Origin of the sequence: Micromonospora sp. WMMA1363, assembly GCF_030345795.1 — a bacterium.
Taxonomy (GTDB): Bacteria; Actinomycetota; Actinomycetes; order Mycobacteriales; family Micromonosporaceae; genus Micromonospora.
Genome location: NZ_JAUALB010000001.1, coordinates 3,057,875 through 3,081,387, shown reverse-complemented (window position 1 = coordinate 3,081,387; position 23,513 = coordinate 3,057,875). Strand labels below are relative to the sequence as shown.

At 73.0% G+C, this 23,513-nt stretch carries 17 protein-coding genes; 11 read left to right on the top strand and 6 right to left on the bottom strand.

The window, feature by feature from the left end:
• Nucleotide 1: 1 nt before the first annotated feature.
• From mshB to QTQ03_RS14135, 3 genes are all read left to right on the top strand, one after another.
• Nucleotides 2–928, top strand: coding sequence for an N-acetyl-1-D-myo-inositol-2-amino-2-deoxy-alpha-D-glucopyranoside deacetylase (gene mshB, locus QTQ03_RS14145; RefSeq protein WP_289278431.1), 927 nt, complete (start codon nucleotides 2–4; stop codon nucleotides 926–928).
• Nucleotides 925–1,383 carry a hypothetical protein gene (locus QTQ03_RS14140; RefSeq protein WP_289278430.1) on the top strand — a complete coding sequence of 153 codons (459 nt, stop codon included), beginning with the start codon at nucleotides 925–927 and terminating at the stop codon, nucleotides 1,381–1,383. The genes mshB and QTQ03_RS14140 overlap by 4 nt, the downstream gene beginning before the upstream one ends.
• An 82-nt stretch (nucleotides 1,384–1,465) precedes the next feature.
• Nucleotides 1,466–1,933, top strand: coding sequence for a hypothetical protein (locus QTQ03_RS14135; RefSeq protein WP_289278429.1), 468 nt, complete (start codon nucleotides 1,466–1,468; stop codon nucleotides 1,931–1,933).
• Between the two features lie 135 nt (nucleotides 1,934–2,068).
• Here the strand turns inward: QTQ03_RS14135 and QTQ03_RS14130 are convergent, their stop codons facing one another.
• Together QTQ03_RS14130 and QTQ03_RS14125 are read right to left on the bottom strand one after the other, a co-directional pair.
• Nucleotides 2,069–3,274, bottom strand: a complete 1,206-nt coding sequence (locus QTQ03_RS14130; RefSeq protein WP_289277638.1) for an IS110 family RNA-guided transposase — start codon at nucleotides 3,272–3,274, stop codon at nucleotides 2,069–2,071.
• Between the two features lie 282 nt (nucleotides 3,275–3,556).
• Nucleotides 3,557–4,603: a GNAT family N-acetyltransferase gene (locus QTQ03_RS14125; protein ID WP_289278428.1), complete on the bottom strand. Its 1,047-nt coding sequence runs from the start codon at nucleotides 4,601–4,603 to the stop codon at nucleotides 3,557–3,559.
• Nucleotides 4,604–4,682: 79 nt separating this feature from the next.
• Here QTQ03_RS14125 and fdxA point away from each other — a divergent pair, with 79 nt between their 5' ends.
• The 3 genes from fdxA to QTQ03_RS14110 all read left to right on the top strand — a co-directional run bounded on the left by fdxA (nucleotide 4,683) and on the right by QTQ03_RS14110 (nucleotide 7,458).
• On the top strand, nucleotides 4,683–5,009 hold the full coding sequence (gene fdxA / locus QTQ03_RS14120; RefSeq protein ID WP_088992046.1) for a ferredoxin: 327 nt from the start codon (nucleotides 4,683–4,685) through the stop codon (nucleotides 5,007–5,009).
• A complete protein-coding gene (gene dapC / locus QTQ03_RS14115) occupies nucleotides 5,006–6,112 on the top strand; it encodes a succinyldiaminopimelate transaminase (RefSeq protein WP_289280828.1) in 1,107 nt (368 codons plus the stop codon). The genes fdxA and dapC overlap by 4 nt, the downstream gene beginning before the upstream one ends.
• A gap of 320 nt (nucleotides 6,113–6,432) precedes the next feature.
• Complete coding sequence (locus QTQ03_RS14110; RefSeq protein WP_289278427.1) at nucleotides 6,433–7,458, top strand: prephenate dehydrogenase; 1,026 nt, start codon at nucleotides 6,433–6,435, stop codon at nucleotides 7,456–7,458.
• A 33-nt stretch (nucleotides 7,459–7,491) separates the two neighbouring features.
• Here the strand turns inward: QTQ03_RS14110 and QTQ03_RS14105 are convergent, their stop codons facing one another.
• The 3 genes from QTQ03_RS14105 to dapD all read right to left on the bottom strand — a co-directional run bounded on the left by QTQ03_RS14105 (nucleotide 7,492) and on the right by dapD (nucleotide 13,264).
• A complete protein-coding gene (locus tag QTQ03_RS14105) occupies nucleotides 7,492–8,907 on the bottom strand; it encodes an MFS transporter (protein WP_289278426.1) in 1,416 nt (471 codons plus the stop codon).
• A 538-nt stretch (nucleotides 8,908–9,445) separates the two neighbouring features.
• Nucleotides 9,446–12,085, bottom strand: a complete 2,640-nt coding sequence (locus QTQ03_RS14095; RefSeq protein ID WP_289278425.1) for a hypothetical protein — start codon at nucleotides 12,083–12,085, stop codon at nucleotides 9,446–9,448.
• A 219-nt stretch (nucleotides 12,086–12,304) separates the two neighbouring features.
• Nucleotides 12,305–13,264, bottom strand: coding sequence for a 2,3,4,5-tetrahydropyridine-2,6-dicarboxylate N-succinyltransferase (dapD, locus tag QTQ03_RS14090; protein ID WP_289278424.1), 960 nt, complete (start codon nucleotides 13,262–13,264; stop codon nucleotides 12,305–12,307).
• 190 nt (nucleotides 13,265–13,454) lie between these two features.
• Between dapD and dapE the strand changes: the two genes are divergently transcribed.
• Nucleotides 13,455–14,528 (top strand): succinyl-diaminopimelate desuccinylase, encoded by a 1,074-nt coding sequence (gene dapE, locus QTQ03_RS14085; protein WP_289278423.1) that lies wholly within the window; start codon nucleotides 13,455–13,457, stop codon nucleotides 14,526–14,528.
• A 77-nt stretch (nucleotides 14,529–14,605) separates the two neighbouring features.
• Here the strand turns inward: dapE and QTQ03_RS14080 are convergent, their stop codons facing one another.
• The gene (locus QTQ03_RS14080; protein ID WP_289278422.1) at nucleotides 14,606–14,773 is read right to left on the bottom strand and encodes a hypothetical protein; all 168 of its coding nucleotides are present in this window, start codon (nucleotides 14,771–14,773) and stop codon (nucleotides 14,606–14,608) included.
• Between the two features lie 155 nt (nucleotides 14,774–14,928).
• On the opposite strand from QTQ03_RS14080, the gene QTQ03_RS14075 reads away from it, so the two are divergent.
• From QTQ03_RS14075 to QTQ03_RS14060, 4 genes are all read left to right on the top strand, one after another.
• Nucleotides 14,929–15,780, top strand: a complete 852-nt coding sequence (locus QTQ03_RS14075) for an LOG family protein (protein ID WP_289278421.1) — start codon at nucleotides 14,929–14,931, stop codon at nucleotides 15,778–15,780.
• Nucleotides 15,781–15,782: 2 nt separating this feature from the next.
• Nucleotides 15,783–16,328, top strand: a complete 546-nt coding sequence (locus QTQ03_RS14070; RefSeq protein ID WP_289278420.1) for an LOG family protein — start codon at nucleotides 15,783–15,785, stop codon at nucleotides 16,326–16,328.
• Nucleotides 16,329–16,481: 153 nt separating this feature from the next.
• Nucleotides 16,482–19,859: an ATP-dependent helicase gene (locus tag QTQ03_RS14065; RefSeq protein WP_289278419.1), complete on the top strand. Its 3,378-nt coding sequence runs from the start codon at nucleotides 16,482–16,484 to the stop codon at nucleotides 19,857–19,859.
• Nucleotides 19,860–19,897: 38 nt separating this feature from the next.
• Entirely contained in the window at nucleotides 19,898–23,380 is a 3,483-nt protein-coding gene (locus QTQ03_RS14060; protein WP_289278418.1) for an ATP-dependent helicase, read from the top strand.
• Nucleotides 23,381–23,513: the final 133 nt, after the last annotated feature.

Below are 23,513 nucleotides of genomic sequence, written 5' to 3'. Positions count from 1 at the left end.
AGTGACGGACGTGACGACGCTGCCCGACCGCCGGCTCCTGCTGGTCCACGCGCATCCTGACGACGAAGCCATCGGCACCGGCTCGACGATGGCACACTACGCCGCGACCGGCGCCCACGTCACGCTGGTCACCTGCACCCTCGGTGAGGAGGGCGAGATCCACGTACCCGAGCTGGCGCGGCTCGCCGCGGCCGAGGCCGACCAGCTCGGTGGCTACCGGATCGGCGAACTCGCCGCCGCCTGTCGCGCCCTCGGTGTGACCGACCACCGGTTTCTCGGCGGCGCCGGCCGCTACCGCGACTCCGGCATGATGGGCCTCGCCACCAACGAACACCCACGCGCCTTCTGGCAGGCCGAGCTCGACGAGGCGGCCGGGCACCTGGTGGAGATCATGCGCGAGATCCAGCCGCAGGTCATGATCACATACGACGGGAACGGCTTCTACGGCCACCCCGACCACATTCAGGCGAACCGAGTGGCGATGCGCGCCGCCGCACTGGCCCGCACCGAGGGTTTCGGTCCGGCGAAGATCTACTGGACGGCGATGCCGCAGAGCGTGCTCGAGGCCGGCATGGCGCACTTCGCCGGCTCGTCGGACAATCCCTTCGCCGGTATCGAGGAGGCTACCGAGCTGCCGTTCTGCACCCCCGACGCGCAGCTCGCGGCCCGGATCGACGCTACCGACCAGCACGCCGCCAAGGAGGCGGCGATGCGCGCACACGCCACCCAGATCCCGGACACCTCGTGGCTGTACTCGATTGCCGGCAACTTCGGCAGCGAGTTCATGGGAGTCGAGTACTACACCCTCGCGGCCGGCGAAAAGGGGCCCGGCTCCGGCCCGCACGGCTGGGAGGACGACCTCTTCGCCGGGCTCCCGGTCGCCGACGGCCCGGATCGCTCCCCGGTCGGCGCGGCCGGTTCCCGGTGACATTGCCCGCCGCGCCGGTGTCGGTCGTGCCCGACGAGAACGTCCCGCCACCGATCGGCCGGTTCGGCCGGCTGGTCGACCTCACCCTCCGGGTGGCCGGCGGCCTGCTGGCCGTCGTCGGCGGGGTGCTCAGCGCGGCGCTGGAACTGCTGCTCGCCCCGGTCCGTGTCGGTGGGTACCTGGTCGGCGTGGCGGTACTGGTGGCGGTCGGCGCGAACCTGGCCCTGGGCTGGTTCGCCCACCGGACGGTGGAGCGTCGGTGGGCGGTGGCGCTGCCGGCGGTGCCGTGGTTCGTCATCGTCGCGGTCGCCGGGATCCGCACCGCCGAGGGTGATGTGTTGCTCACCGGAACCTGGGTGGACCTGCTCCTCGTCGTGGCCGGCGCGATGACGTTCGCGGTGGTGGGGTTCCGGCAGATCCTGGCCGCCGCGCCCACCATGCGTACCGGGGCCTGACGACCGCCAGCCCGCGATGGTAGATATTCCTGCCAGGAAGGCTCGCCGGAGGGCGGCGGGCGGTACGGCGGGAGGCGTTGCAATGAGGGAACGGTGGCGCGCGGTCGGGATTCTCGCGGGAGCGCTGTTCGTGGTCAACATGGTCGCCCGGCTGATCATCCGGTTCGGCTTCGACGACGACGACATCACCGCCGCCGACCGGATGTCACTCGGGATGTTCGTGCTGGTCGGGCTGATACTGGCTACGGTCGCGTTCGTCTGGAGCCGACGCCGGCCGGCCGCCGAGTGGGGTGCGGACGTGGCCGCCGCGGTGGGCGTCGCGTTGCTGCTGACCGTGCTCGTCGGCCCGCTGCTGGTCGGGCAGAACCCGTTCGGGGGTGGTGCGGGCACCTTCTTCGCGCAGATCTGGCTCTACCTCGCGGCGACCGGGATCGGGGTGCTCCTGGGCTACCTGCTGGCCGTCGCGTTCGGTCTCGACCAACGGTCGCAGGGGCTCAAGCGGTACGCCGAGCAGAAGGCCATGAAGCCACACCGACCGGTCCGCCGCTGACCCCGGCGCCTACGGCGTGGCGCCGCTCGGCGTCTACGGCGCGGTCCCGACCGGGGCGGTGGAGGGGAAGCCAACTTCACCGTGACTGATCGGCTCGGCATCCGGCACCTCGGGGGGGTGTCCCTATGGGTTTTGTCAAGCCGCGAGGCGGGGTTCGTCCGCCGGTTTCGGCTGGTATGGGGTCTTGGTGCGCAGCATGGCGTGTAGGACGTCGACGCGGCGTCGGGCGAGGCAGATGAGGGCGGCGTTGTGTTTCTTGCCCTCGGCGCGTTTCCGGTCGTAGTAGGTGCGGCTGGTCGGGTCGGTCAGGGCGGCGAACGCGGACAGGAAGAACGCGCGTTTGAGCTGCTTGTTGCCGCCCTTGGGTGGGTGCTCGCCGCGGATGCTGGTGCCGGAGCGGCGGGTGACTGGGGCCAGGCCGGCGTAGGCGGCGAGGTGGCCGGAGGTGGGGAAGGTGGTGCCGTCGCCGACTTCGAGCAGGATGCGGGCTGCGGTCCTGACGCCGATGCCGGGCATCGAGGTCAGGACCCCGGCAAGAGGGTGCGCATCAAGCATCCCCTCAACCTGTTCGGCGACTTGGTCACGCTGGTGCAGCAGGTCACGCAGGTTGTCAGCCAGTCGCGGCAGGACGGTCTCGGCCGCCGCGGTGCCAGGCACGACGACGGTCTGCGCGTCGAGCGCGGTGAGGATCTGCGCGACCAGGCGTACGCCTATGCGTGGCGCACGCTTCTTGACCATCTCGACCAGTTTCGTCCGGCCGGCCTTGCGCAGCCCGGCTGGTCCACCGCACTGCGACAGCAGCTCCAGCACGGCTGGATGCTGCAGTTTCGGGCCCAGGACCCGCTCCAGCGGCGGGTGGATCTGGGTGAGCAGACCACGAATCCGGTTGGAGATCCGGGTGACCTCGCCGGCGAGGTCGTCGTCGTAGCCGACCAGGACTTCCAGCTCAGCGAGGGCGTCGTCGCCGGCGTCGACGCGGCGCAGCGTGTGCGGCAGGGTGCGGGCGGCGTCGGCGATCACGTAGGCGTCGCGGGCGTCGGTCTTCGCGGTGCCGGGGTGCAGGTCGGCCAGTCGGCGCATGACCAGGCCGGGCAGGTAGGCCACCTGATGCCCACACACGCGGGCCACCGCCACGGGCAGCGCGCCGATCGATGCGGGCTGGTCGACCACCATCAGGACCCGGCCGTGCCGGGCGAGCTTGTCGAACAGTTTCCGCAGGCCGGCCTCGGTATTGGGCAGCGTAGCGTCGTGCAGCCGCTTCCCTTCCGGGGTTAGCGCGACCGCATGGTGTCCTTCCTTGCCGACATCCAGTCCGATAAAGACGCCGTACTCGTCGTACAACGCTGTGCCTCCCCAACTGCTACCGTGGCTCGGCCGCTGGTCAGCGTCGGACTGCCGGCATCCACGTTACGAAGAGACCTACCCCGCACGCGGGGCGGCCGGGTCCCTATCAGCGGTCCGCCGACGCCACCCGGCCCGGCGACAACACCCCCCGGATCATGCGTACGACAGGGGCGGTTAGTCATACCGAGCCGGGCGACCGAGCAGTCCCCGGCTGGGGACGATCAAAAAGGTAACGGGGGGCACGCGGGCACGCGGGCACCCGTGGTGCCGCATCCCGGTTCAGGCGGGCGCGGACCGGGTCAGGTAGGTGTGGTGGGTGGTGAACCCGAGCGATCGGTAGAGGGTGACCGCCGGGGCGTTCCGCTGCTCGACCTGAAGGAAGGCGTCGGTGGCACCGGCTACCGTGCCCCAACCGGCCAGGACGCCGACCACCCGGCGGGCCAGCCCCTGCCGCCGGGCCCCCGGCAACACCTCGATCAGGCCCAGGCCGAGCCAGCGCCCGGTCCCGGTCACCGTGCCCCGGCCGGCGGCGACCAGCCGGCCGTCGACGTACACGTGGGCGAAGCGGACCTGATCCACGGCCGTGAGCACGTGACGGGCGGCGTCCGGCAGACCCCCCTTGCGGCCGGCGGCGATCGACAGCCACTCCGCCGACGGCGCGGCCGCCAACTCGATCTCGACGGCCGGTAGCCCGGCCCGTCCCGTCGGTTCCGTCGCGCCAACCCGTCCGTCCGACCCGGCGGCCGGCGCGTCCCGGCCGGGCGAGGTCTGCGCACCGCCGTCCGCAGCCGCGCCGGTGAGCCTGTCCAGCGAGACGGTCTGTACGAGGACCGTGGGACCGCGGGTCCAGCCGCGGGTGTCGAGTTCGGCGCCGACCGGCGCGGCCAGCGGAAGCGGGGTGTTGACGCGAGGTGGCTGGCCGAGGCTCGCGTACCACCGTTCGACCGCGTCGACCGCGCCGGCCAGCGGCCGGTCCGGGTCCCCGATCGGCAGCGCCGAGTTGGCCCGGCCGGTCCAGCCGTCGGCGCTGCGTAGCAGCCACTCGCCCAGGCGGGCCCGGGTCGGGGCCGGCCACGCCTCATCGGCGGCGAGTTCCAGCGCGGCCACCGCGGCGGCCGTCGGCCGGCGGGCCGCCGGGACCCGCTTCGCGCGGTGTACCTCGGCCATGGGGACCTCGATCCGGCCCTGGGCGGTGGTGAGAGTGAGATGGGTCTCGTTCAACTCGACCAACTCGCCGAGGGCGTCGGAGAAGAGCGGCCGGCCTTCGCGAATCCCCACAATGCGGCGGACCACGATGCGGTGTCCTACGTCCTGCTGTCGGAGCACGATCGACCTCCTCCCGGGCGAGATACTAGGCTCTTACCGTCGCGGGTGATCGCGGCGTGTCTTGCGGAGGAGAAGACCGGTGACCTACATCATCGCCGAGCCGTGCGTGGATGTGCTCGACAAGGCATGCATCGAGGAGTGCCCGGTCGACTGCATTTACGAGGGCAACCGGATGCTCTACATCCACCCCGACGAGTGCGTCGACTGTGGTGCCTGTGAGCCTGTCTGCCCGGTTGAGGCGATCTTCTACGAGGACGACGTCCCGGAACAGTGGAAGGACTACACCGCAGCCAACTACGAGTTCTTCGAGGACCTGGGCTCGCCCGGGGGCGCATCCAAGATCGGCAAGGTGGAGAAGGACGCCACCTTCGTCGCCGCCCAGCCGCCGCGCGGAGAAGGCCACTGAGCCGGCGCTCGCCGGTCTCGGCTCGGCTGCCCGAGTTCACCTGGGACACCCTGGACGCCGCGGCCGCACTGGCCGCGGCGCACCCGGAGGGCCTGATCAACCTCTCCATGGGCACGCCGGTCGATCCGGTACCACCGGTGATCCGGCAGGCGCTGGCTGACGCGTCGGACGCCCCGGGCTACCCGCTGACCGCGGGCACGCCAGCGTTGCGCGACACGATCAGGGCCTGGGTCGCGCGCACCTGCGGGGCCGGTGTCGACGGGTACGGCGTGCTGCCGACGGTCGGCTCCAAGGAACTGGTCGCCTGGTTACCGACCCTGCTCGGGGTCGGGCCGGACGACGTGGTGGTGGTGCCGTCGATCGCGTATCCGACCTACGAGGACGGCGCCCGGCTCGCCGGGGCGACCGTCGTCCGCGCCGACTCGCTGACCGCGGTCGGCCCGACCTCCCGGGTACGCCTGGTGTGGATCAACTCGCCGGGTAACCCGACCGGTCGAGTGCTGCCGTCGGCGCATCTGCGCAAGGTGGTCGACTGGGCCCGGGAGCGCGGCGCGGTGGTGGCCAGCGACGAGTGCTACCTGCCGCTGGGCTGGTCCGCCGAGCCCGTCTCGGTGCTTTCGCCAGAGGTCTGCGGCGGGTCGTACGACGGGGTGCTGGCGGTGCACTCGCTGTCCAAGCGGTCCAACCTCGCCGGCTACCGGGCCGGGTTCGTGGCCGGTGATCCGGCGCTCGTCGCCGAGCTGCTGAAGGTGCGCAAGCACGCGGGGATGATCGTGCCCGCGCCGGTGCAGGCCGCCATGGTGGCCGCCCTGGCCGACGAGCGGCACGCCGAGGAGCAGCGCGAACGGTACCGGGCCCGGCGTGCGGCGCTGTACGCCGCGTTCACCGGTGCAGGCTTCACCGTCGAGCACTCCGAGGCCGGTCTCTACCTCTGGCTGACTCGGGGTGAGGACTGCTGGAAGACCGTCGACTGGCTCGCCCGGCGCGGCATCCTGGTGGCGGCGGGCGCCTTCTACGGGCCCGCCGGTGCCCGGCACGTCCGGGCGGCGCTGACCGAGTCCGACGTGCACGTCGCCGCGGTCGCTGGCCGGCTGTGTGCCTGACCGGCGCAGTGCTCTGTCCGCGAGCCGAGACGTCCACCCCGCCTGGTCCCGATGCGGATACGCCGGAGCAGTCTGTCCGTCCGCGGGCTGCCGGCCCGAGGGCCTGTCCTGGTGCGGTCTGGACTGGCCGGCGGACAGGTCAGGCGTTGAGACCTCCGAAGATCTTCAGTAGCGATCGGCGGGTGGGGTGTCCCACCGGGACGGCCGGTGGTCGGGACCGAGTGGTCCCGGGGCCAGCCGGGACCGCCGGGTATCCTCCGCGCAGGACTTCGTGCGGGGTCGCCCGGCCCTGCCACCGACACGGGACACCGAGGTAGGCGATGGTGGTCAGGGCGGACGCAGCGCTGCGGGCGGCGGTGGTCGGCACCGGCCTGATCGGCGGGTCGGTGCTCCTGCGGCTGTGCGACGCAGGCATCGACGTTTCCGGCTGGGACCCGGATCCGGCCACCCGGTCGTACGCGCGCGACCGAGGGCTCGCCGCTCCGGAGACCCTGGACGAGGCGGTTGCCGGGCGGGGGCTGGTCTTCTGCTGTGGGCCGCTCCCCACCCTGCCGGAGACCCTGCTGCGGGTCGCCGCGGTGGCGCCGTCCGACTGCGTTCTCACCGACGTGGGCAGCGCCAAGGGCACGCTGACGGCCTTCGCGGAGCAGCACGGGTTGCTCGACCGCTTCGTACCGGGACACCCGATGGCCGGTGCCGAATCCGCCGGATTCACCGCCGCCACACCCACCCTGCTCGACTCCGCCGCGTGGGTGCTCTGTCCGGCGCCCGGCTCCGGTACACCCGCCTTTCGCCGGCTCACCGGGCTGCTCGTGGAGCTGTTCCGGGCGCGCGTCGTACCGATGACCCCGACTGACCACGACGCCGCCGTGGCGCTGGCCTCGCACGTGCCGCACCTGCTCGCTGGCGCGCTGGCCGGTGCGGTGGACCGGGCGCCGCTGCGCGACGTGGTGCTCACCCTGGCGGCCGGCAGCTTCTCCGACGGCACCCGGGTCGCCGGCACCCCGGCCCGGCGGACGGCGAACATGCTGCTCGGCAACCGGGAGCGGGTGCTGGCCGGACTGGCCGGGGTCACCGCGTACCTGGATGAACTGGCCGACGCGCTGCGGGTCGGCGACGCCGACCGGCTGACCGGCCTGTATGCCGCAGCGGGACTGGCCCGGGCCGCGCTGGGCGGCCGGGCGTACGCCGAGGAGGTGCGCGACTTCCCGACCGGTGGCGGGCACGCCGACGAGGTGGCCTGGCTGCGGGACCTTGGCGTCGGCGGTGGACACGTGAGCGGATGTGCCGTCGGGCCGGACACGGTCAGCTACCTTGCCCACCGCCCGTCCCCGTCCGGTGCCTGAGTCGCTACGCCTCCGGTGGCCACCTCGTGCGGGTCAGGATCGGTGGCGATCCACGGCTCGATGGCGATCCACCAGGAGGAGAACCCCGGAGGCCAGGATGCTTCCTGCCGCGGCCCAACGCAGGACGTCTTCGATGGCTCTCGTGAGCCCCACGTTCTTCGTTCCGATGTCGATCAGCGTTCCGGCGGCCGCGACCCCGATGCCGGCGACCCCGATGACGATCGCGAGGGTGACACCGGACGCTTCGCCCACCCGTTCCCGGGCGACAACCGTCTGCGTGCCGATGTTGGCCATCGTGAACCCCACGCCGTAGCCGAATCCGAACAACGCGAGGCCGGGCAGGTAGGAACCGAAACCACCACCGAGAGAGACCACGAACAGGCCAATACCACCGATCGTCGTGCTGACAGCCATCGTGCGCGGAATGTCCAGGTGTTCGCCGAGGCGCCCCGAGATCGGACCGGCGACACCAGCGGCCACCGAGGCGGCGAGCAGGATCAGACCCGCAGCGAAAGGCGATCGGTTCTCCCCTTGTTGTAGATAGATGGTGCTACCGAACACTCCGATGACGAGAGCGATGTTGGCGACCGTCCCCATCAGGGTCACGATGACGTAGGGGCGGTTGCGGAACAGGTCGAGTTTGACCAGAGGATACTTCGCCACCCGCTCGCGCAGGACGAACACCGCCAGAATCAGCAGCCCGACCACGGCGATCCCGGCCGTGGCGACGGGCAGCCACGTGCTCGCAAGGTCCACCGCGAGCGTGACCAAGGCGATCCCGGACGCCACCAGGGCCAGGCCGGGCAGGTCGATCGACCGCGGCACGGTAGGGTCGCGCGATTCACGCACGCCACCGGCGACGATCGCGATTGCAGCAATGCTCAACGGTACGTTCACGAGCAGCACGACCCGCCAGACGACCAGCTCTGTTATCCCACCGCCGAACGGGGGGCCGAGCGCCATCGCCACGGCGCCAATACCGTAGGCGTAGCCGATCGCGCGTTTCACCCTTTTCTCGGGAAAAGCACTCGTGACGACGGCGATGGCGAGCGGGAAGATGATGCCGGAGCCGATGCCTTGAAGGACCCGGAAAGCGATGACGGTCCCGGCGTTGGGGGCCAGGGCGCCGCCCAGGGAACTTAGGCCGAAAATCACGACGCCGGACATGAGAATGCGTTTGCGGCCAAGAATGTCGCCGAGGCGTCCGCCGGGGATCAGGAACGCCGCCAGGGAGAGCATGTAGGCGCTGATCACCCACTGCAGGCTGGTTGTAGACGTGCGCAGCTCCGAAGCCATCCTCGGTAGCGCGAGGTTGAGCGCGAAGAAGTCGAGCTGCACCAGGAAGATGCAGAAGGATGCTGCGACCAACGTCAGCTTGGCCTGCGTTGCGGCGCCGTGAGGTGAATCGTTCCCGGTCACATGACGAAAGTTGTGCAGGCGAAGGAGCACGGTTGTCCTCACGTTATGTTGTGGGATGCCGGCGATCGCAGCCGCAGATGCCGTAAGCGTAGCGTTTACGCCCCGGACAGGTGAGATTTCTCCGCATCCGGCTCCCGGCGGTCATGTCCGGGTGGTGGCGGTGGGCGCCTGCTGTGGGCCGCCAGGTGTGGCTGTCCTGGTGGCCCTGCGATGAGGCCAACCGGCGGCGCGGCAGGTCGTCCCGACCGGACCCACCGGGACGACGTGCCTACCGGCGAGCGGTGCGTCGCCCACCGATGCGCCGTCGCGTTCGGCCACGCCCACGTACGTCCCGCGAGCCAGCGCGGTGAAGCCCGTTCGTCCGCCCCGGAAGCCCGTCTTTCCGCCCACCGTTGCCGGATAGCGGTCGAGCAACGTGTTGTTGTTGGTGATCTCGAAGGCGGGCCTTCCCCGGTTGTGCCGGCACCGTCGCCACCCTGGTTGGCACGTAGCGCCGGAACTCCTCTCGAGCGAAGGTAGCGCGGGTGATGAGCGCGAGATCGTCGGCTGCCCGGCGCCGGGCGGCGGCTCAGGATCCGCGGCGTTGCGCGGGGACTTCGTGCCGCAGTAGCCAGGCCACCCGGGATCGCTCCCGGTGGAACTCCGGGGCCTCCGGATAGCCACTGTGGCTGCGGATCGGCGGGTCGGCGACCTCGCCGTCGCTGGGATGCAGCGCCTCCGGGTCCCGGACGGACACGTCGCGCTCACCGGCGCCGACCGCCCACCCGAGCGGGTCGGTGCCCCGCCAGAAGTTCGTCCAGCCGGGTGTGCCGGCGGAACGGGCCAGCGAATCGGCGAGTACCGGCAGCCGGTCCGGGCCGAAGTACCCCGGGAACACCCGCCCGTACAGCCGGGTGAGCTGGCAGCCGTACGAAAAGAACCAGATTCGCCCGCACCACCGGGGCGGCAGTTGGAGGATCACCGCCGCGCAGATCACCGTGCCCTGACTGTGCCCGGACAGGATGATCCCGTCGACCCCGCGTGGGTCGTTCCCGGGTAGGGCCAGCAGCCCGGTGATCCTGGTCTGCAACTCCGGCACCGCCCGCTCGGCGTAGCTGGGCGGGGCGAGGGGGTGGGCCGCCCGGGGCCAGAACGTCCCGACGTCCCAGACCACGCCGGCCGTGCGGCGTACGGCCTCGTTGCGGTACACCAGCAGGCCGACCCCGGCGATCAGCACCGGAAGCCATCCGAGCAGGGAGTCGCCCAGGTCGGCCACGCTCTTCACCACCGCCGCCCCACCGGTCGCCGCCGCCGGATGCGGACGCGCCGGCGAGAGCGCGGCGACGCAGCCGAGCGTGACCAACGTGAGTCCCGCGACCGCGTAGCCGCCGGTGAGCCGCAGCGCGTGCTCCCCGATCAGCCGGTGCAGGGCCCGCCACGTGCTGACGTCCCGGCAGCGGCGCAGCTCGTGCGCGGTGAGCGGATGTCCGGGCGGAGCCAGGTCGGCGTGCTCCCGCCGGCGCAGCCGGACGAAGAGGAATCCGGCCAGGGCTGCGGTGGCGGCGAGCGCGAGCAGCGCGGCGGCGAAGCCGAGCCCGGCCCACATCACCGGGACCGGCGGCATGACGGGGGACCGGCCGCTCGGGGTTGCGCCGCCGTTCAGCCGGTCGGTGACCCAGTAGAGCAGCCCCGCGCAGTAGGAGACGGCAAGCATCCAGCCGAAGCCGGCGATCACGGCCGGACCCCGGCCGCCCCAGGCCAGGTCGGTGTGCGGCTCCAGCGGCTGCCCGCCGGAGGCCGGTGTCGTGCGTGGCAGCAGCAGCCCGGTCACGGCCAGCGCGCCGGCTGGGCCGACGAGGTGCCAGGTGTGCAGCGCCCCGGGCGGGTCCGCGGGCAGCCACCCCGCGGTCCAGGCGGTACCGAGGGCGAGGAGGAGCGTCGCGGCGGCCGGCGCGACCAGCCCGCGCCTACCGGAGCGGGCCACCGACCCGATCGCGACGAGGAGTAGCAGCTGGCCGGTCCCGAGCCAGGCGATGATCCAGTCGAAGCCGGGTAGGGACCGGTCGGTCAGGCAGCCGGGGGTGCCGGGCAGCCGCCGGCAGTCCGACGGCGGTCGCAGCTCGGCCAATGGGACGCCAGCCGGTCCGTCCGGCAGCAGCAGCACCAGCATGGTGCCGGCCAGACCGAGGCCGGTGAGCAGCACGACGGTCAGGCTCCACGGGCCGAGCGGGGTGGCCCCGGCCCGGCGGGTCAGCCAGGGACGGGCCAGTGCCACCACGGCGATCAGCACGACGGCAGCGAGGACCGCCACGGTGGGCCACGCGACCGCCGCCCGAGCGCCGCGCGGGGGATCCATCGCGAGCACGGTGCCCAGCGGCACGCCTGCCGCCGCCACCGCACCACTGCACAGGTGCAGCACGGCGGCCCGCCGCAGCTGCCCCTCGCCGCACCAGAAGGTCGGGTCCTGCAACGGATTCGCCGCTGGGGCCGGCGGTGGGTCGGTCGGGGCGGGCCGCTGAACCGGCTGGGCGAGCGACGCACCGTTCGGAAACGGCACGTCGGCGGGCGCCGGGACCGGCTCCCGCCACGCGGCTGGCGTGGCCGGGGCGGCGGGCATCTCCGCCTCGTACTGGTAGGTCCGCCAGGCCACGATGCCGAGCACGGTCAGCATGCCCAGTGGCACGAGCAGACCGACGGCGAGCGAGTGGGCGCCCTCGCTCCACCAGCCGTGACCGAGGAACTCCCACGGTCCGGGGATCCGGCCCAGGCAGTCGTCGTCGATGCACTGCCAGCCGATCAGGTCGACTCCGATGCCGGTGAAGGTGAGCACCACCGTCCCGGTGAGGCTCAGACAGAACAGCCGGATCAGCCACGCGGTGACACCGGCTCGGCTGGCCCAGCGTTCCGTGTCCGGCTCCGGCGGGATTCCCGGCCGGGCGTGCAGCGCGACGTTGGCCAGCGTGAAGGGCAGCAGCACCGTCCACAGGGCGCGCTCGACGTCCCGCGCGGTCCGCGCACCAGAGGTCAGCCGGCCCCAGCTGTACGCCTCGACGACGATCGGGTCCTCGGGCCGGCCTGCCGGCGAGCGGTAGAAGCCGGTGACCGCGTCACCGGCGACCAGTCTTGGCTGGGGCGCCTCGCTCCCCGACTCATGACGCAGGCCGAGTAGCTGGCCCGGCGGCGTGTTGGAGACCCCGTGGACGCGCAGTTCCAGTATCCGACCGGCCACCCCCGCCTCCTGGTGACGACGTCACCACCCACGGTGCTCCCGCCGGTGGCTCGCCGCCAGTCCCCAAAAGGATGTTTTCGCAGGTAGAGGCGGTGATTTCTGGGTCCGGCGGGCTGGCCGCCCGGGCGGGACACCACCGCGAACACAACCGGGGTAGTGGTCCCTGGTGGCTACGGCGCCGACGTGTACCGCTGTCGCACTCCGCGGCGCGCCGGCCGGTCAGTCGTTGGCGTGCAGGGCGGCGTTCAGCTCGATGCCGCTGCCGGTGCGCTGCCTCGCCTCCAGACCGCCGGTCACCGAGTTGCGCCAGAAGAGGAGACCGTCGATCCCGGACAGCTCCCGGGCCTTGACCACCCGGCCGTCCGGCAACGAGATCTTGGACGCGGCGGTGACGTAGCAGCCCGCCTCCACCACGCAGTCGTCGCCCAGGGAGATGCCGACGCCCGCGTTGGCTCCGATCAAGCTCCGCTCGCCGATGCGGATCTTCTCGGTGCCGCCGCCGGAGAGGGTACCCATGATCGACGCGCCGCCGCCGATGTCGGAACCGTCGCCGACCACCACGCCCTGCACGATCCGCCCCTCGACCATCGAGGTGCCGAGCGTGCCGGCGTTGAAGTTCACGAAGCCCTCGTGCATCACCGTCGTGCCGGCGGCAAGGTGCGCGCCGAGCCGCACCCGGTCAGCGTCGGCGATCCGCACCCCGGAGGGGACCACGTAATCGGTCATCCGGGGGAACTTGTCCACCCCGTACACGGCCAGGTGGCGGCCGGCGGCCCGCTCGATCACCCGCAGCTCGTCGACCCGTTCCGGCGGGCAGGGCCCGGCCGAGGTCCAGGCGACGTTGGCCAGCTTGCCGAAGATGCCGTCGAGGTTCAGCTCGTTGGGCCGCACCAACCGGTGGGAGAGCAGGTGCAGCCGGAGGTACGCGTCGGTGGCGTCCTTGATCGGACCCGTCAGCGCGCCGATCACGGTGACCACCTGGACGGTCCGCAGATTCGGCAGTGCGCGATCACCGACCGCGCCCGGCGGTAGGTCGAGGACGTCCGCCTCGTCCTCGCCGGGGATCAGCGGCAGGTCGCCGAGGCCCAGCTTTCCGGTCGGGTACCAGGTGTCGAGCACCAGATCGTCAGTCGTCACGGTGGCCAGGCCGATGCCCCAGGCGGATGCTGCGGACGTCACTGTTCTACCTTTCGTTCGCGGCTGCGGGGGCTCGCAGGCTCGCTCCTCGCGCTCACGGGTCTACCTTTCGTTCGCGGCTGCGGGGCTCGCAGGCTCGCTCCTCGCGCTCACGGGTCTACCTTTCGTTCGCGGCTGCGGGGCTCGCAAGCTCGCTCCTCGCGCTCACGGGTGTGACGGTACCGTGCGATCCATGGAGAACCCGCTGACCCCCGAGGTCCTGGCTGATCCGGTGGCGTTGACGCGCGCACTGGTCGACATCGAGTCCGTCTCGCTCGACGAGAAGGCGATCGCCGACTGCGTCGAGGAGGTGCTGCGCCGGGTGCCGCACCTGACCACCTACCGGCACGGCAACACGGTGATGGCCCGTACCGACCTCGGTCGCGCGCAGCGGGTCGTGCTCGCCGGACACCTCGACACGGTTCCGCTGAACAACAACTTCCCCGCGACGGTACGCGGCGACCTCATGTACGGCTGCGGCACCTCCGACATGAAGTCCGGTGTGGCGTACGCGCTGCACCTCGCGGTGACCCTGCCCGAGCCGCGGTACGACGTGACGTACTTTTTCTACGAGGCGGAGGAGATCGAGTCCAAGTACAACGGTCTCTTCCTCGTCTCCGAAGCGCACCCGCAGTGGCTCCGGGCCGACCTCGCGGTCCTGCTGGAGCCGACGTACGGGATCGTCGAGGCCGGCTGCCAGGGCACCATGCGGGCGATCGTCACCACACACGGCGAGCGGGCCCACGCGGCCCGCTCCTGGCACGGGGTGAACGCCATTCACGGCGCGGGCGAGGTGCTGCGCCGGCTGACGGCGTACGAGGGGCGCCGTGTGACCATCGATAGCTGTGACTATCGCGAGGGGCTGAACGCGGTCCGGATCAACGGTGGGGTGGCGGGCAACGTCATTCCGGACCGATGCGAGATCGAGATCAACTATCGGTACGCCCCGGACCGTGATCCGGCGGCGGCGGAAGCCCATCTGCGCGATGTCTTCGCCGGCTTCGACCTGGCGGTCACCGACGCGGCGGCGGGAGCGGCGCCGGGGCTGGACAGCCCGGCGGCGCGGGAGTTCCTGGCGGCCGTCGGGGCGGCGCCGATCGGCAAGCTCGGCTGGACCGACGTCGCCCGGTTCGCCGCGATGGGCGTGCCGGCGCTGAACTTCGGCCCCGGTGACCCGAATTTGGCTCACCACAAGGACGAGCACGTCGAGATCGGAAAGATCCGCGACGGAATCGCCACCCTCCACCGCTGGTTGGCCCCCGCCTGATCAGGCCCGTTCTCCACCCCGTCCGCTTGTCGGTCGAAAGGGGCACCTCGACCCGCCCGGCCGGCGGCAGGTGGGTGTCAGGCTGTCCTGCTCAGGGCGGATCCGCCGCCGGACTCCGTCGGGTCACCGGCCCGGTCGCGGGTGGGCGGCTCCATCAGGCGGGTGCGACGGCGTTCGGCCACCACGTCCTGGATCCGCCGCTGCATCTGACGGCGGATCCGGACCATCTCGTTGTTGCTGATCATGCTGGCTCCTCCCCCCGAAGGCGCGCCGAGGCATACCCGGTATGTGAATAGTAGGACGTACGGGCAACCAAGATGGTTGCCCTTGATCACGACAAACATTCCGAGCCGGCTCGCCGTCCGCTCCCGGCGGATGCGCCTCCACTACGGTTGCTCACATGGGTGAGAGCAACGGGTGGGCAGCGGAGCGCGAGCCGCGGCGGGATCGGCACCGGAGCGCCGTCGCGCTGCGCCACGCGTCGATTACCGGCAGCACCGCCGACCAGCGCCTGCTCGACTCGCGGCAGCGCAGCGACTGGAAGACCAGGGACGCGTGGCGGGCGCTGCGGATCCTCTCCGAGTTCGTCGAGGGCTTCGACACGCTGTCCGACCTGCCACCGGCGGTCAGTGTCTTCGGCTCGGCCCGCAGCCGGTCGGACAGCCCGGAGTGCCGGATGGCCGAGGCGTTGGGCGGCGCGCTGGCCCGGGCCGGGTACGCGGTCATCACCGGCGGCGGACCGGGTGTGATGGCGGCGGCGAACCGGGGCGCCAACGAGGCCGGTGGTCTCTCCGTCGGGCTCGGCATCGAGCTGCCCTTCGAGCAGGGCTTCAACGATTGGGTCGACCTGGCGATCGACTTCCGCTACTTCTTCGCCCGCAAGACCATGTTCGTCAAGTACGCCCAGGCATTCGTGGTTCTCCCCGGCGGGTTCGGCACCATGGACGAGCTGTTCGAGGCGCTCACCCTGGTACAGACCGGCAAGGTGACCCGTTTCCCGGTGGTGCTGATGGGCGCGGACTACTGGCGGGGGCTGCTGGACTGGCTGCGTGACACGATGGCGGCCGACGGCAAGATCGGGGCGGTCGACCTGGAACTGCTCTGCCTGACCGACGACGTCAACACGGCTGTCCGGCACATCGTCGAGACGGAGGCGGCGCTCAGCGCCGAGCAGGAGGCGATCCGCGAGGAGGCGGGCGCCATCGCCGCCGCCGAACGACGGGCCGCTTCCGACGAGGGCGGTCGGAGCTGACCGTGGCAGCGATCTGCGTGTTCTGTGCCTCCTCCCGCACCCTCGACCAGCGCTGGCTGGACCTCGCGACCAAGACCGGCGCGGAGCTTGCCCGGCGCGGCCACACCCTGGTCAGCGGCGGCGGCTGCGTGGGGATGATGGGCGCGGTCGCGGCCGGCGCGCGGGCCGTCGGCGGGCGGACCCTGGGGGTGATCCCGCAGAACCTGGTCGACCTGGAGGTCGCCGACCTCGCCTCGGACGAACTGCTGGTCACCGAGTCGATGGCGGACCGCAAGACGCTGATGATCGACAAGTCGGACGCGTTCCTCACGCTTCCGGGTGGCCTCGGCACGCTGGACGAGCTCTTCGAGGTCTGGACCACGGCCACGCTGGCCCGACACGCAAAGCCGATGGTGCTGGTCGACGCCGAGGGCTTCTACCGTCCGCTGCTCGACTGGCTGGGCGGCCTCGCCGGCCAGACCTTCCTCAAGCCGGCCGGCCTCGCGTTGCTCACGGTCGTCGATTCCGTTCCTGCCGCCCTCGACGTCCTGGAGTCCCGACTGTCCTGAGGATCGCGACCGGCGCCGACCCGCACCGCGCGCCGGGGACCGCGGTGCCCGCCGGCGGAGCCGGTGCCACGTCGTGCTCCGCCCAGCACTCCGGGCGGCGTGGCGGGGCGGGGGCCCGGCCCCGGTGTCGGCCGGGTCTGGTGGGATGGGGGGATGCAGGCGTACCGGCTGGTGCGCCGGCCCGCCGACGCGGCCCAGGTGGACCGCCGGTCCGGCGGGCCGGCGGGAGCGAGCACCCGGGTCGACGATCCGCGGCAGGCGGAGGTCGTCGGACACACCGATGGGCCGATGCTCGTGCTCGGCGGCCCCGGCACCGGCAAGACCGCCACCCTGGTCGAGGCGGTCGCCGCCCGGGTGGCCGAGGGAGCCGATCCGGAACAGATCCTGGTGCTTACCTTCGGCCGCCGGCAGGCCACCGCGCTGCGTCGGCAGATCGAGGCCCGGGTCGCCAGCGCCGGGCACCGGGTGCTGCGGGAGCCGCTGGTGCGCACCTTCCCGGCGTACGCCTTCGGGCTGCTGCGGCGCGCGGCCGCCGAGCGCGGCGAGCCGTCGCCCCGGCTCCTCACCGGCCCCGAGCAGGATCTGATCATCCGCGAGCTGCTCGACCTGGTCGGCGAGGAGCCGGGCGACGATCCCGTGGGTTGGCCGGAGGATCTGCGCCCGGCGCTGCGTACCCGGGCCTTCGCGGCGCAGCTGCGTGACCTGTTGATGCGTGCCGCCGAGCGCGGTGTCGGCCCGGTCGAGCTGGCCCGGCTGGGGGAGAAGCTCGGCCGGGCCGACTGGCCGGCCGCCGCGCGTTTCCTCCGGGAGTACGTCGCCGTGCTCGCGCTGCGCGATGTGAGTAGCCGTGGCTCGATCGCGTACGACCCGGCCGAGCTGGTCCGGGCCGCCACCGGCATGCTGCTCGACGACCCGGAGCTGCAGGACACCGAGCTGCGCCGGCTGGCGTACGTCTACGTCGACGAGTACGCCGACACCGACCCCGCCCAGCAGGATCTGCTGGCCACCGTGGCCGGTGGCGGCCGGACCCTGGTGGCCTTCGCCGATCCCGACTCGTCCACGTACGCCTTCCGTGGCGCCGACCCGACCGGCGTGCTGGCCTTTCCGCACCGGTTCCGCACCGCCACCGGGGCACCCGCCGCCCAGGTCATCCTGACCACCTCCTACCGGGCCGGTCCCCGGCTGCTGGCGGCGCGTGCCCGGCTGGCCCGCCGGCTGCGTGGTCCGGGGGCACACCGCCGGGCACGTCCGCTGCCCGCCGCCGGCGGCACGATGGAGGTGCGCACGTTTCGCTCGGCCAGCAGCGAGGCGGCCTGGCTGGCGTACGCGCTGCGGGAGGCGCACCTGCTCGGCGGGGTGCCCTGGTCGGAGATGGCGGTGCTGGTGCGGTCCACCGCGCGGCAGCTGCCCTCGCTGCGCCGCGCCCTGCACGCCGCCGGCGTGCCGACCGTGGTGCACGGCGAGGACCTGCCGCTGCACCTACAGCCAGCGGTCGCCCCACTGCTGCTCCTGCTGCGCGCTGCGCTGGAGCCGGAGCGGCTCGACGAGGAAGCCGCCGTCGCCCTGCTGCACTCGCCGCTGGGCGGGGCCGACCCGCTTGCTGAGCGGCGACTGCGGCAGGGGCTACGGGTGATGGCGCTGGCCGCCGGGGACCGCCGCCCGTCGGGCGAGTTGATTGTCGAGGCGCTGCGCGATCCGGCCGAGCTGGCCGGGATCGATCGCCGTTGGGCGGAGCCGGCGCAGACGGTGGCCGGCCTGCTCGCCGTAGCCAGGGAAACGGCGTCCCGGCCCGGCGCCACCGTCGAGGACGTGCTCTGGGCGGTCTGGCGGACCAGCGGCCTCGCCGAGCTGTGGTCGGCGGCGTTGACCCGAACCCCGGCGGCGACGGGCGAGGGCGACATCGCGCGGCGTCGGCGCGCTGAGGCGGCCGATCGGGATCTGGACGCCGTGATGGTGCTCTTCGACGCCGCCGCCCGCTTCACCGACCGACTGCCCGGCGCGCGCACCGAGGTGTTCCTCGACCACGTGCTCGCGCAGGACCTGCCGGCGGACACGCTCGCCCCGACCGCCGACCGGGGCGACGCGGTTCGGCTGCTCACCGCGCACGCCGCCAAGGGTCTGGAGTGGGACCTGGTCGCCGTCGCCGGGGTGCAGGAGGGCGTCTGGCCCGATCTGCGGCTGCGTGGCAGCCTGCTCGGTTCCGAGCGCCTCGTCGACGTGCTCGCCGGGCGCTCGGCCGGCGAGGGTCGGCTCGCCACGGTGGTCGGGCAGACCTCGGCCCTGCTGGACGAGGAGCGCCGGCTGTTTCACGTCGCGGTGTCCCGCGCCCGGCGTCGGCTGCTGGTCAGCGCGGTCGCCTCGGCGGCGGTCGGCGGGGACGACCATGAGGAGCAGCCCAGCCGGTTCCTCTACGAACTCGGTCCGACCGACCCGCCGGAAGACGACGGACCGACCGGTGGGTCGCCCACCGGCGACGGGCCACGACCGGGCGGGGAGACCGAGCGGGCGACCACGCTGCCGGTGAGCCGGCCGCCCCGGGCGCTGACCCTGGCGTCGTTGGTGGCCGAACTGCGTACCGCGGTGACCGACCCGGCCGCGTCGGTCGCCCGGCGGCACGCGGCGGCGGCCGAGCTGGCCCACCTGGCGGCCGCCGGGGTCTCCGGCGCGCATCCGGACGACTGGTGGGGGCTGCGCCCGCTCTCCGACGACCGGCCACTGATCGACGAGGGGGAGCCGGTCCGGGTCACCCCGTCGGCGATGGAGAGCGCGCTGCGGTGCAGCCTGCGCTGGCTGCTGGAACGCCACGGCGGGAGCGCCCCGGCCGGGACCGCCCAGGGCGTCGGCAACCTCGTGCACGCCGCCGCGATGCTCGCCGAGGACGCCAGCGCGGACCGGGAGGCGCTGCTCGACTACGTCGCGGCCCGCTTCGACGCGATCGAGCTGGCAGCTCGCTGGATGGCCGGTCCGGAGCGGGCCCGTGCCGAGGCGATGGTCGACAAGCTGCTGCGCTGGCTGGCGGCCAACCCGCGTCGGCTGCTCGCCATCGAGCACGAGTTCGCCGTCCGGCTCGACGATCCGCGCCGGCCGGTCGAGTTGGTCGGCCGGGTGGACCGGCTGGAGGTCGACGCGGACGGCCGCCTCGTGGTGATCGACCTGAAGACCGGCAAGTCCACTGCGGTGACCGCCGCGGACCTCGCCGAGCATCCGCAGCTCGGCGCGTACCAGGCGGCGGTCGAGGCCGGGGCGTTCGCGGACTTCGGTGAGGAGTCCGGCGGGGCCGCGCTGGTGCAACTCGGCACCGGCGCGAAGGACGCGAAGGAGCAGACCCAGCCGGCGGTCGGGGCGGGGGCCGGCTGGGCGACCGCCCTGGTCCGGCGGACCGCCGATACGATGGCCGCCGCGACCTTCGCCGCGGTCGCCAACTCGAAGTGCCGGGTCTGCCCGGTGCGGGCGAGCTGCCCGGTGTCCGGGCAGGGGCGCCAGGTCGTCGAACCGCCGACCGGGCCGGCGACCGCAGAGCCGGGGGAGTGAGTGTTGCCAGCCACACAGTCGCGGACGAGGGTAGCCCGGTGACCCAGCCGACCCTGTTCAGCGCCGCGGCCCCGGCCCCCCGGACGGCCGACGCCGGCCCCCGGTACACCCCGGTCGAGCTGGCGAAGCTGCTGCGGCTTCCGGCACCGACCCGGGAACAGGCGGCGATCGTCGCCGCACCGGTGGAGCCGCTGCTGGTGGTGGCCGGCGCCGGTTCGGGCAAGACCGAGACGATGGCCGCCCGGGTGGTCTGGCTGGTGGCCAACTCCTATGTCCGGCCGGAGCAGGTGCTCGGGCTCACCTTCACCCGTAAGGCCGCCGGGGAGCTGGCGCATCGAGTACGGACGCGGCTCGACCAGCTGGCCCGTCGAATGGGCCGGCGCGGGCGCGACCCGCTCGACGACCCCCTGTCCGGCGAGGCGACCGTCTCCACGTACCACTCCTACGCCGGCCGGATCGTGACCGAACACGGCCTGCGGGCCGGGTACGAGCCGTCCGCCCGGCTGCTCACCGAGGCGTCCCGCTGGCAGCTGATGGACCTGATCGTGCGCAACTACGACGGTGACATGTCCGACGTGGACCGGATGCCGAGCACGATCACCGACGCGGTGCTGGCCCTCGCCGGCGAGCTGGACGAGCATCTGGTCGACGCGGACGACCTGGCCGCCTGGACCGGCCGGTTCTTCGCCGAGGTGCAGGCCCGGCCGGGCCGGGTGTACGCCGACGTACGCAGGGCGCTGGCGCTCCAGCGGACCCGGTTGAAGCTGCTTCCGCTGGTGCGCTCGTACGCCCGCCGCAAGGACGACTTCGAGGCGATGGATTTCGCCGACCAGCTGGCCCGGGCCGCCCGGGTCGCCCGAGACCACCCGGCGGTTGGCGAGATCGAGCGGGATCGGTACCGGGTCGTGCTACTCGACGAGTACCAGGACACCAGCCACGCCCAGGTGGTGCTGCTCAACGCTCTCTTCGGCGGGGGGCATGCGGTGACCGCCGTCGGTGATCCTTGCCAGTCGATCTACGGCTGGCGTGGGGCCAGTGCCGGCACCCTGGACCGGTTCCCCGCCGAGTTCGCCCGCGCCGACGGAGTCCCAGCCGGAGTGCGCAGCCTCACCACCAGCTGGCGTAACCGGCCGGAGATCCTCGGTGTGGCGAACGCTCTGGCGACGCCGCTGCGCGCGGCCGGGGCCCGGGTGCCGGAACTGCACGCCGCGCGCAGCGTCAAGGACTCCATCCCGCACCGCAGCCCCCGCGGCGCCGCCGCCGGCACCGTCCACTGCGCGCTGCTGCCGACGTACGCCGAGGAGGCCGACTGGATCGCCGACAGTGTGCTGCGCGCCTGGCGGGGCGCGGCGGGAACCCCGGGTGCGCTGCCCGAGCACATTCCGGTGGCGGCACGCCCGACCACGGCGGTGCTGGTGCGGCTGCGCAGTCAGATCCCGGCGATCGAGTCGGCGCTGCGGGCGCGGGGCCTGCCGGTCGACGTCGTCGGGTTGGGCGGCCTGCTGGACACGCCGGAGGTCCGCGACGTGGTGTGCACCCTGCGGGTGCTCGCCGACCCGACCGACGGGGCGGCGCTGCTGCGCCTGCTGACCGGTGCCCGCTGGCGGATCGGACCGCGCGATCTGGTGGCCCTGCACCGGCGCGCCCGGACCATCGCCGCCGCCCGCCGCCGGTTCGCGGCCGGCGACGAGCCGGAGATCGTCCCGGACGCGCTGGACGAGGCGACGCTGGTGGAGGCGCTCGCCGATCTCGGCCCGGCGCAGGCGTACTCGGCGGAGGGCTACCCGCGGCTGAGCGCGTACGCCCGGGAGTTGGGGCTGCTGCGGTACCGGTTGGACCAGTCCCTGCCGGATCTGATCGCGGACGTGGAGCGCACCATCGGTCTCGACGTGGAAGTGGCGGTGCGGGCCGGCCGGGACGGGGCCGGCGACGCCGGCCTGGCCCGGGGTCACCTGGACGCGCTCGGCGACGTCGCGGCCCGGTTCAGCGGGGAGACCCCGGGGGCGACCCTCACCGCGTTCCTCGCCTACCTCGCTGCCGCGGAGGACGAGGAGCGCGGTCTCGCCCCTGGCGAGGTGGAGGTCGTCGAGGGAGCTGTGCAGATCCTCACCGCGCACGCGGCCAAGGGCCTGGAGTGGGACGTGGTGGCGGTCGTGGGGCTCAGCCGCGGAGTGTGGCCGGGCCCGGTGCGCAACTCCGACCACTGGCTGGGCGGGCTGGGCGTGTTGCCGTTCCCACTCCGTGGGGACGCCGACGGGCTGCCCGCGCTGGCCCTGGCCGACGTCGAGGAGCAGCGCGGGATGGCACGGGCGGTGGAGGACTTCACCGACGCGTGGCGGGCGCACGACGAGCGGGAGGAACGGCGGCTGGCGTACGTGGCGGTGACCCGGCCGCGCCGGCTGCTGCTCTGCTCCGGTCACTGGTGGGGCGAGGGCACCAAGCGTCCACGTGGCCCGTCGGTGCTGCTGTGTGAGATACGCGACGCCTGCCTCGACGGTGGCGCCGGGCATCTGGTCGACGAGTGGACCGCGGAGCCCGCGCCGGACGCGGCGAACCCGACCACCGAGGTGGTGCTGCGGGCGGAGTGGCCGGCGGACCCGCTGGGCGCCCGCCGTCCGGCCCTCGCCGAGGCGGCCGCGCTGATCCGGCGGTACCTTGCCGACGGCGCCGGTGCCCGCCGACCGGTGGCCGATGCCGGGTTGTCGGGCGGTGCCGGGGACCGCCCGGCCGGCACCGGGACCGGCCCGACGGGCGTCGACGCCGCTGACCCGCCCACGGGCGAGGCCGACCCGGCCGCCGGGGACCCGGAGGTGGCGCGGTGGCGGCGGGAGGCGGACCTGCTCCTCGCCGAGCGGGCTGAACTGACGCGGTGGTCCGGCCCGGTCGAGGTCGCGCTGCCCGGGCAACTTTCGGTGACCCAGCTGGTCGCGCTGCGTCGGGATCCGGCCGGCCTGGCCCGGACGCTGCGCCGCCCGCTGCCCAGCGAACCCAACCCGTACGCCCGGCGGGGCACCGCGTTTCACGCCTGGCTGGAGCAGCGTTTCGGGGCCGACCGGCTGCTCGACGTCGACGAGATGCCCGGCGCGGCGGACGCCGACGCCGCGCCGGACGAGGCGCAGGCCGAGCTCCAGGAGCGCTTCCTGGTCAGTGAGTGGGCCGACCGGGTGCCGGTGGAGGTGGAGGTCCCATTCGCGACGGTGATCGCCGGCATCGTGGTCCGCGGCCGGATGGACGCCGTCTTCGCCCGCCCCGCCGGCCGGTTCGACGTGGTCGACTGGAAGACCGGCCGACAGCCGGCCGGCGCCGCCGCCGAGGCGGCTGCGGTGCAGCTCGCCGTGTACCGGCTGGCCTGGGCGGAGCTGGCCGGAGTGCCGGCCGAGCGGGTCGGGGCGGCGTTCCACTACGTCCGGGACGCGGTCACCGTCCGACCGGTCGACCTGCTCGATGTGGCCGGTCTGACCGCGTTGATCGCCGCGGTGCCGGAAACTACGGCGGCGGGTGGCCGGCCCGGACATTCGTGATACCTTAGTGGCGTTGCAGTTATGGTTCCCAGAGACTCTGTGTGCGCCTGGCGGATTGTGGCCCCAGGCGCTCTTTGTTGTGTCCGGAGCTCTCCGGGCGGGGCGACCAGAAGCGACAGGCGGTCCGCGCAGT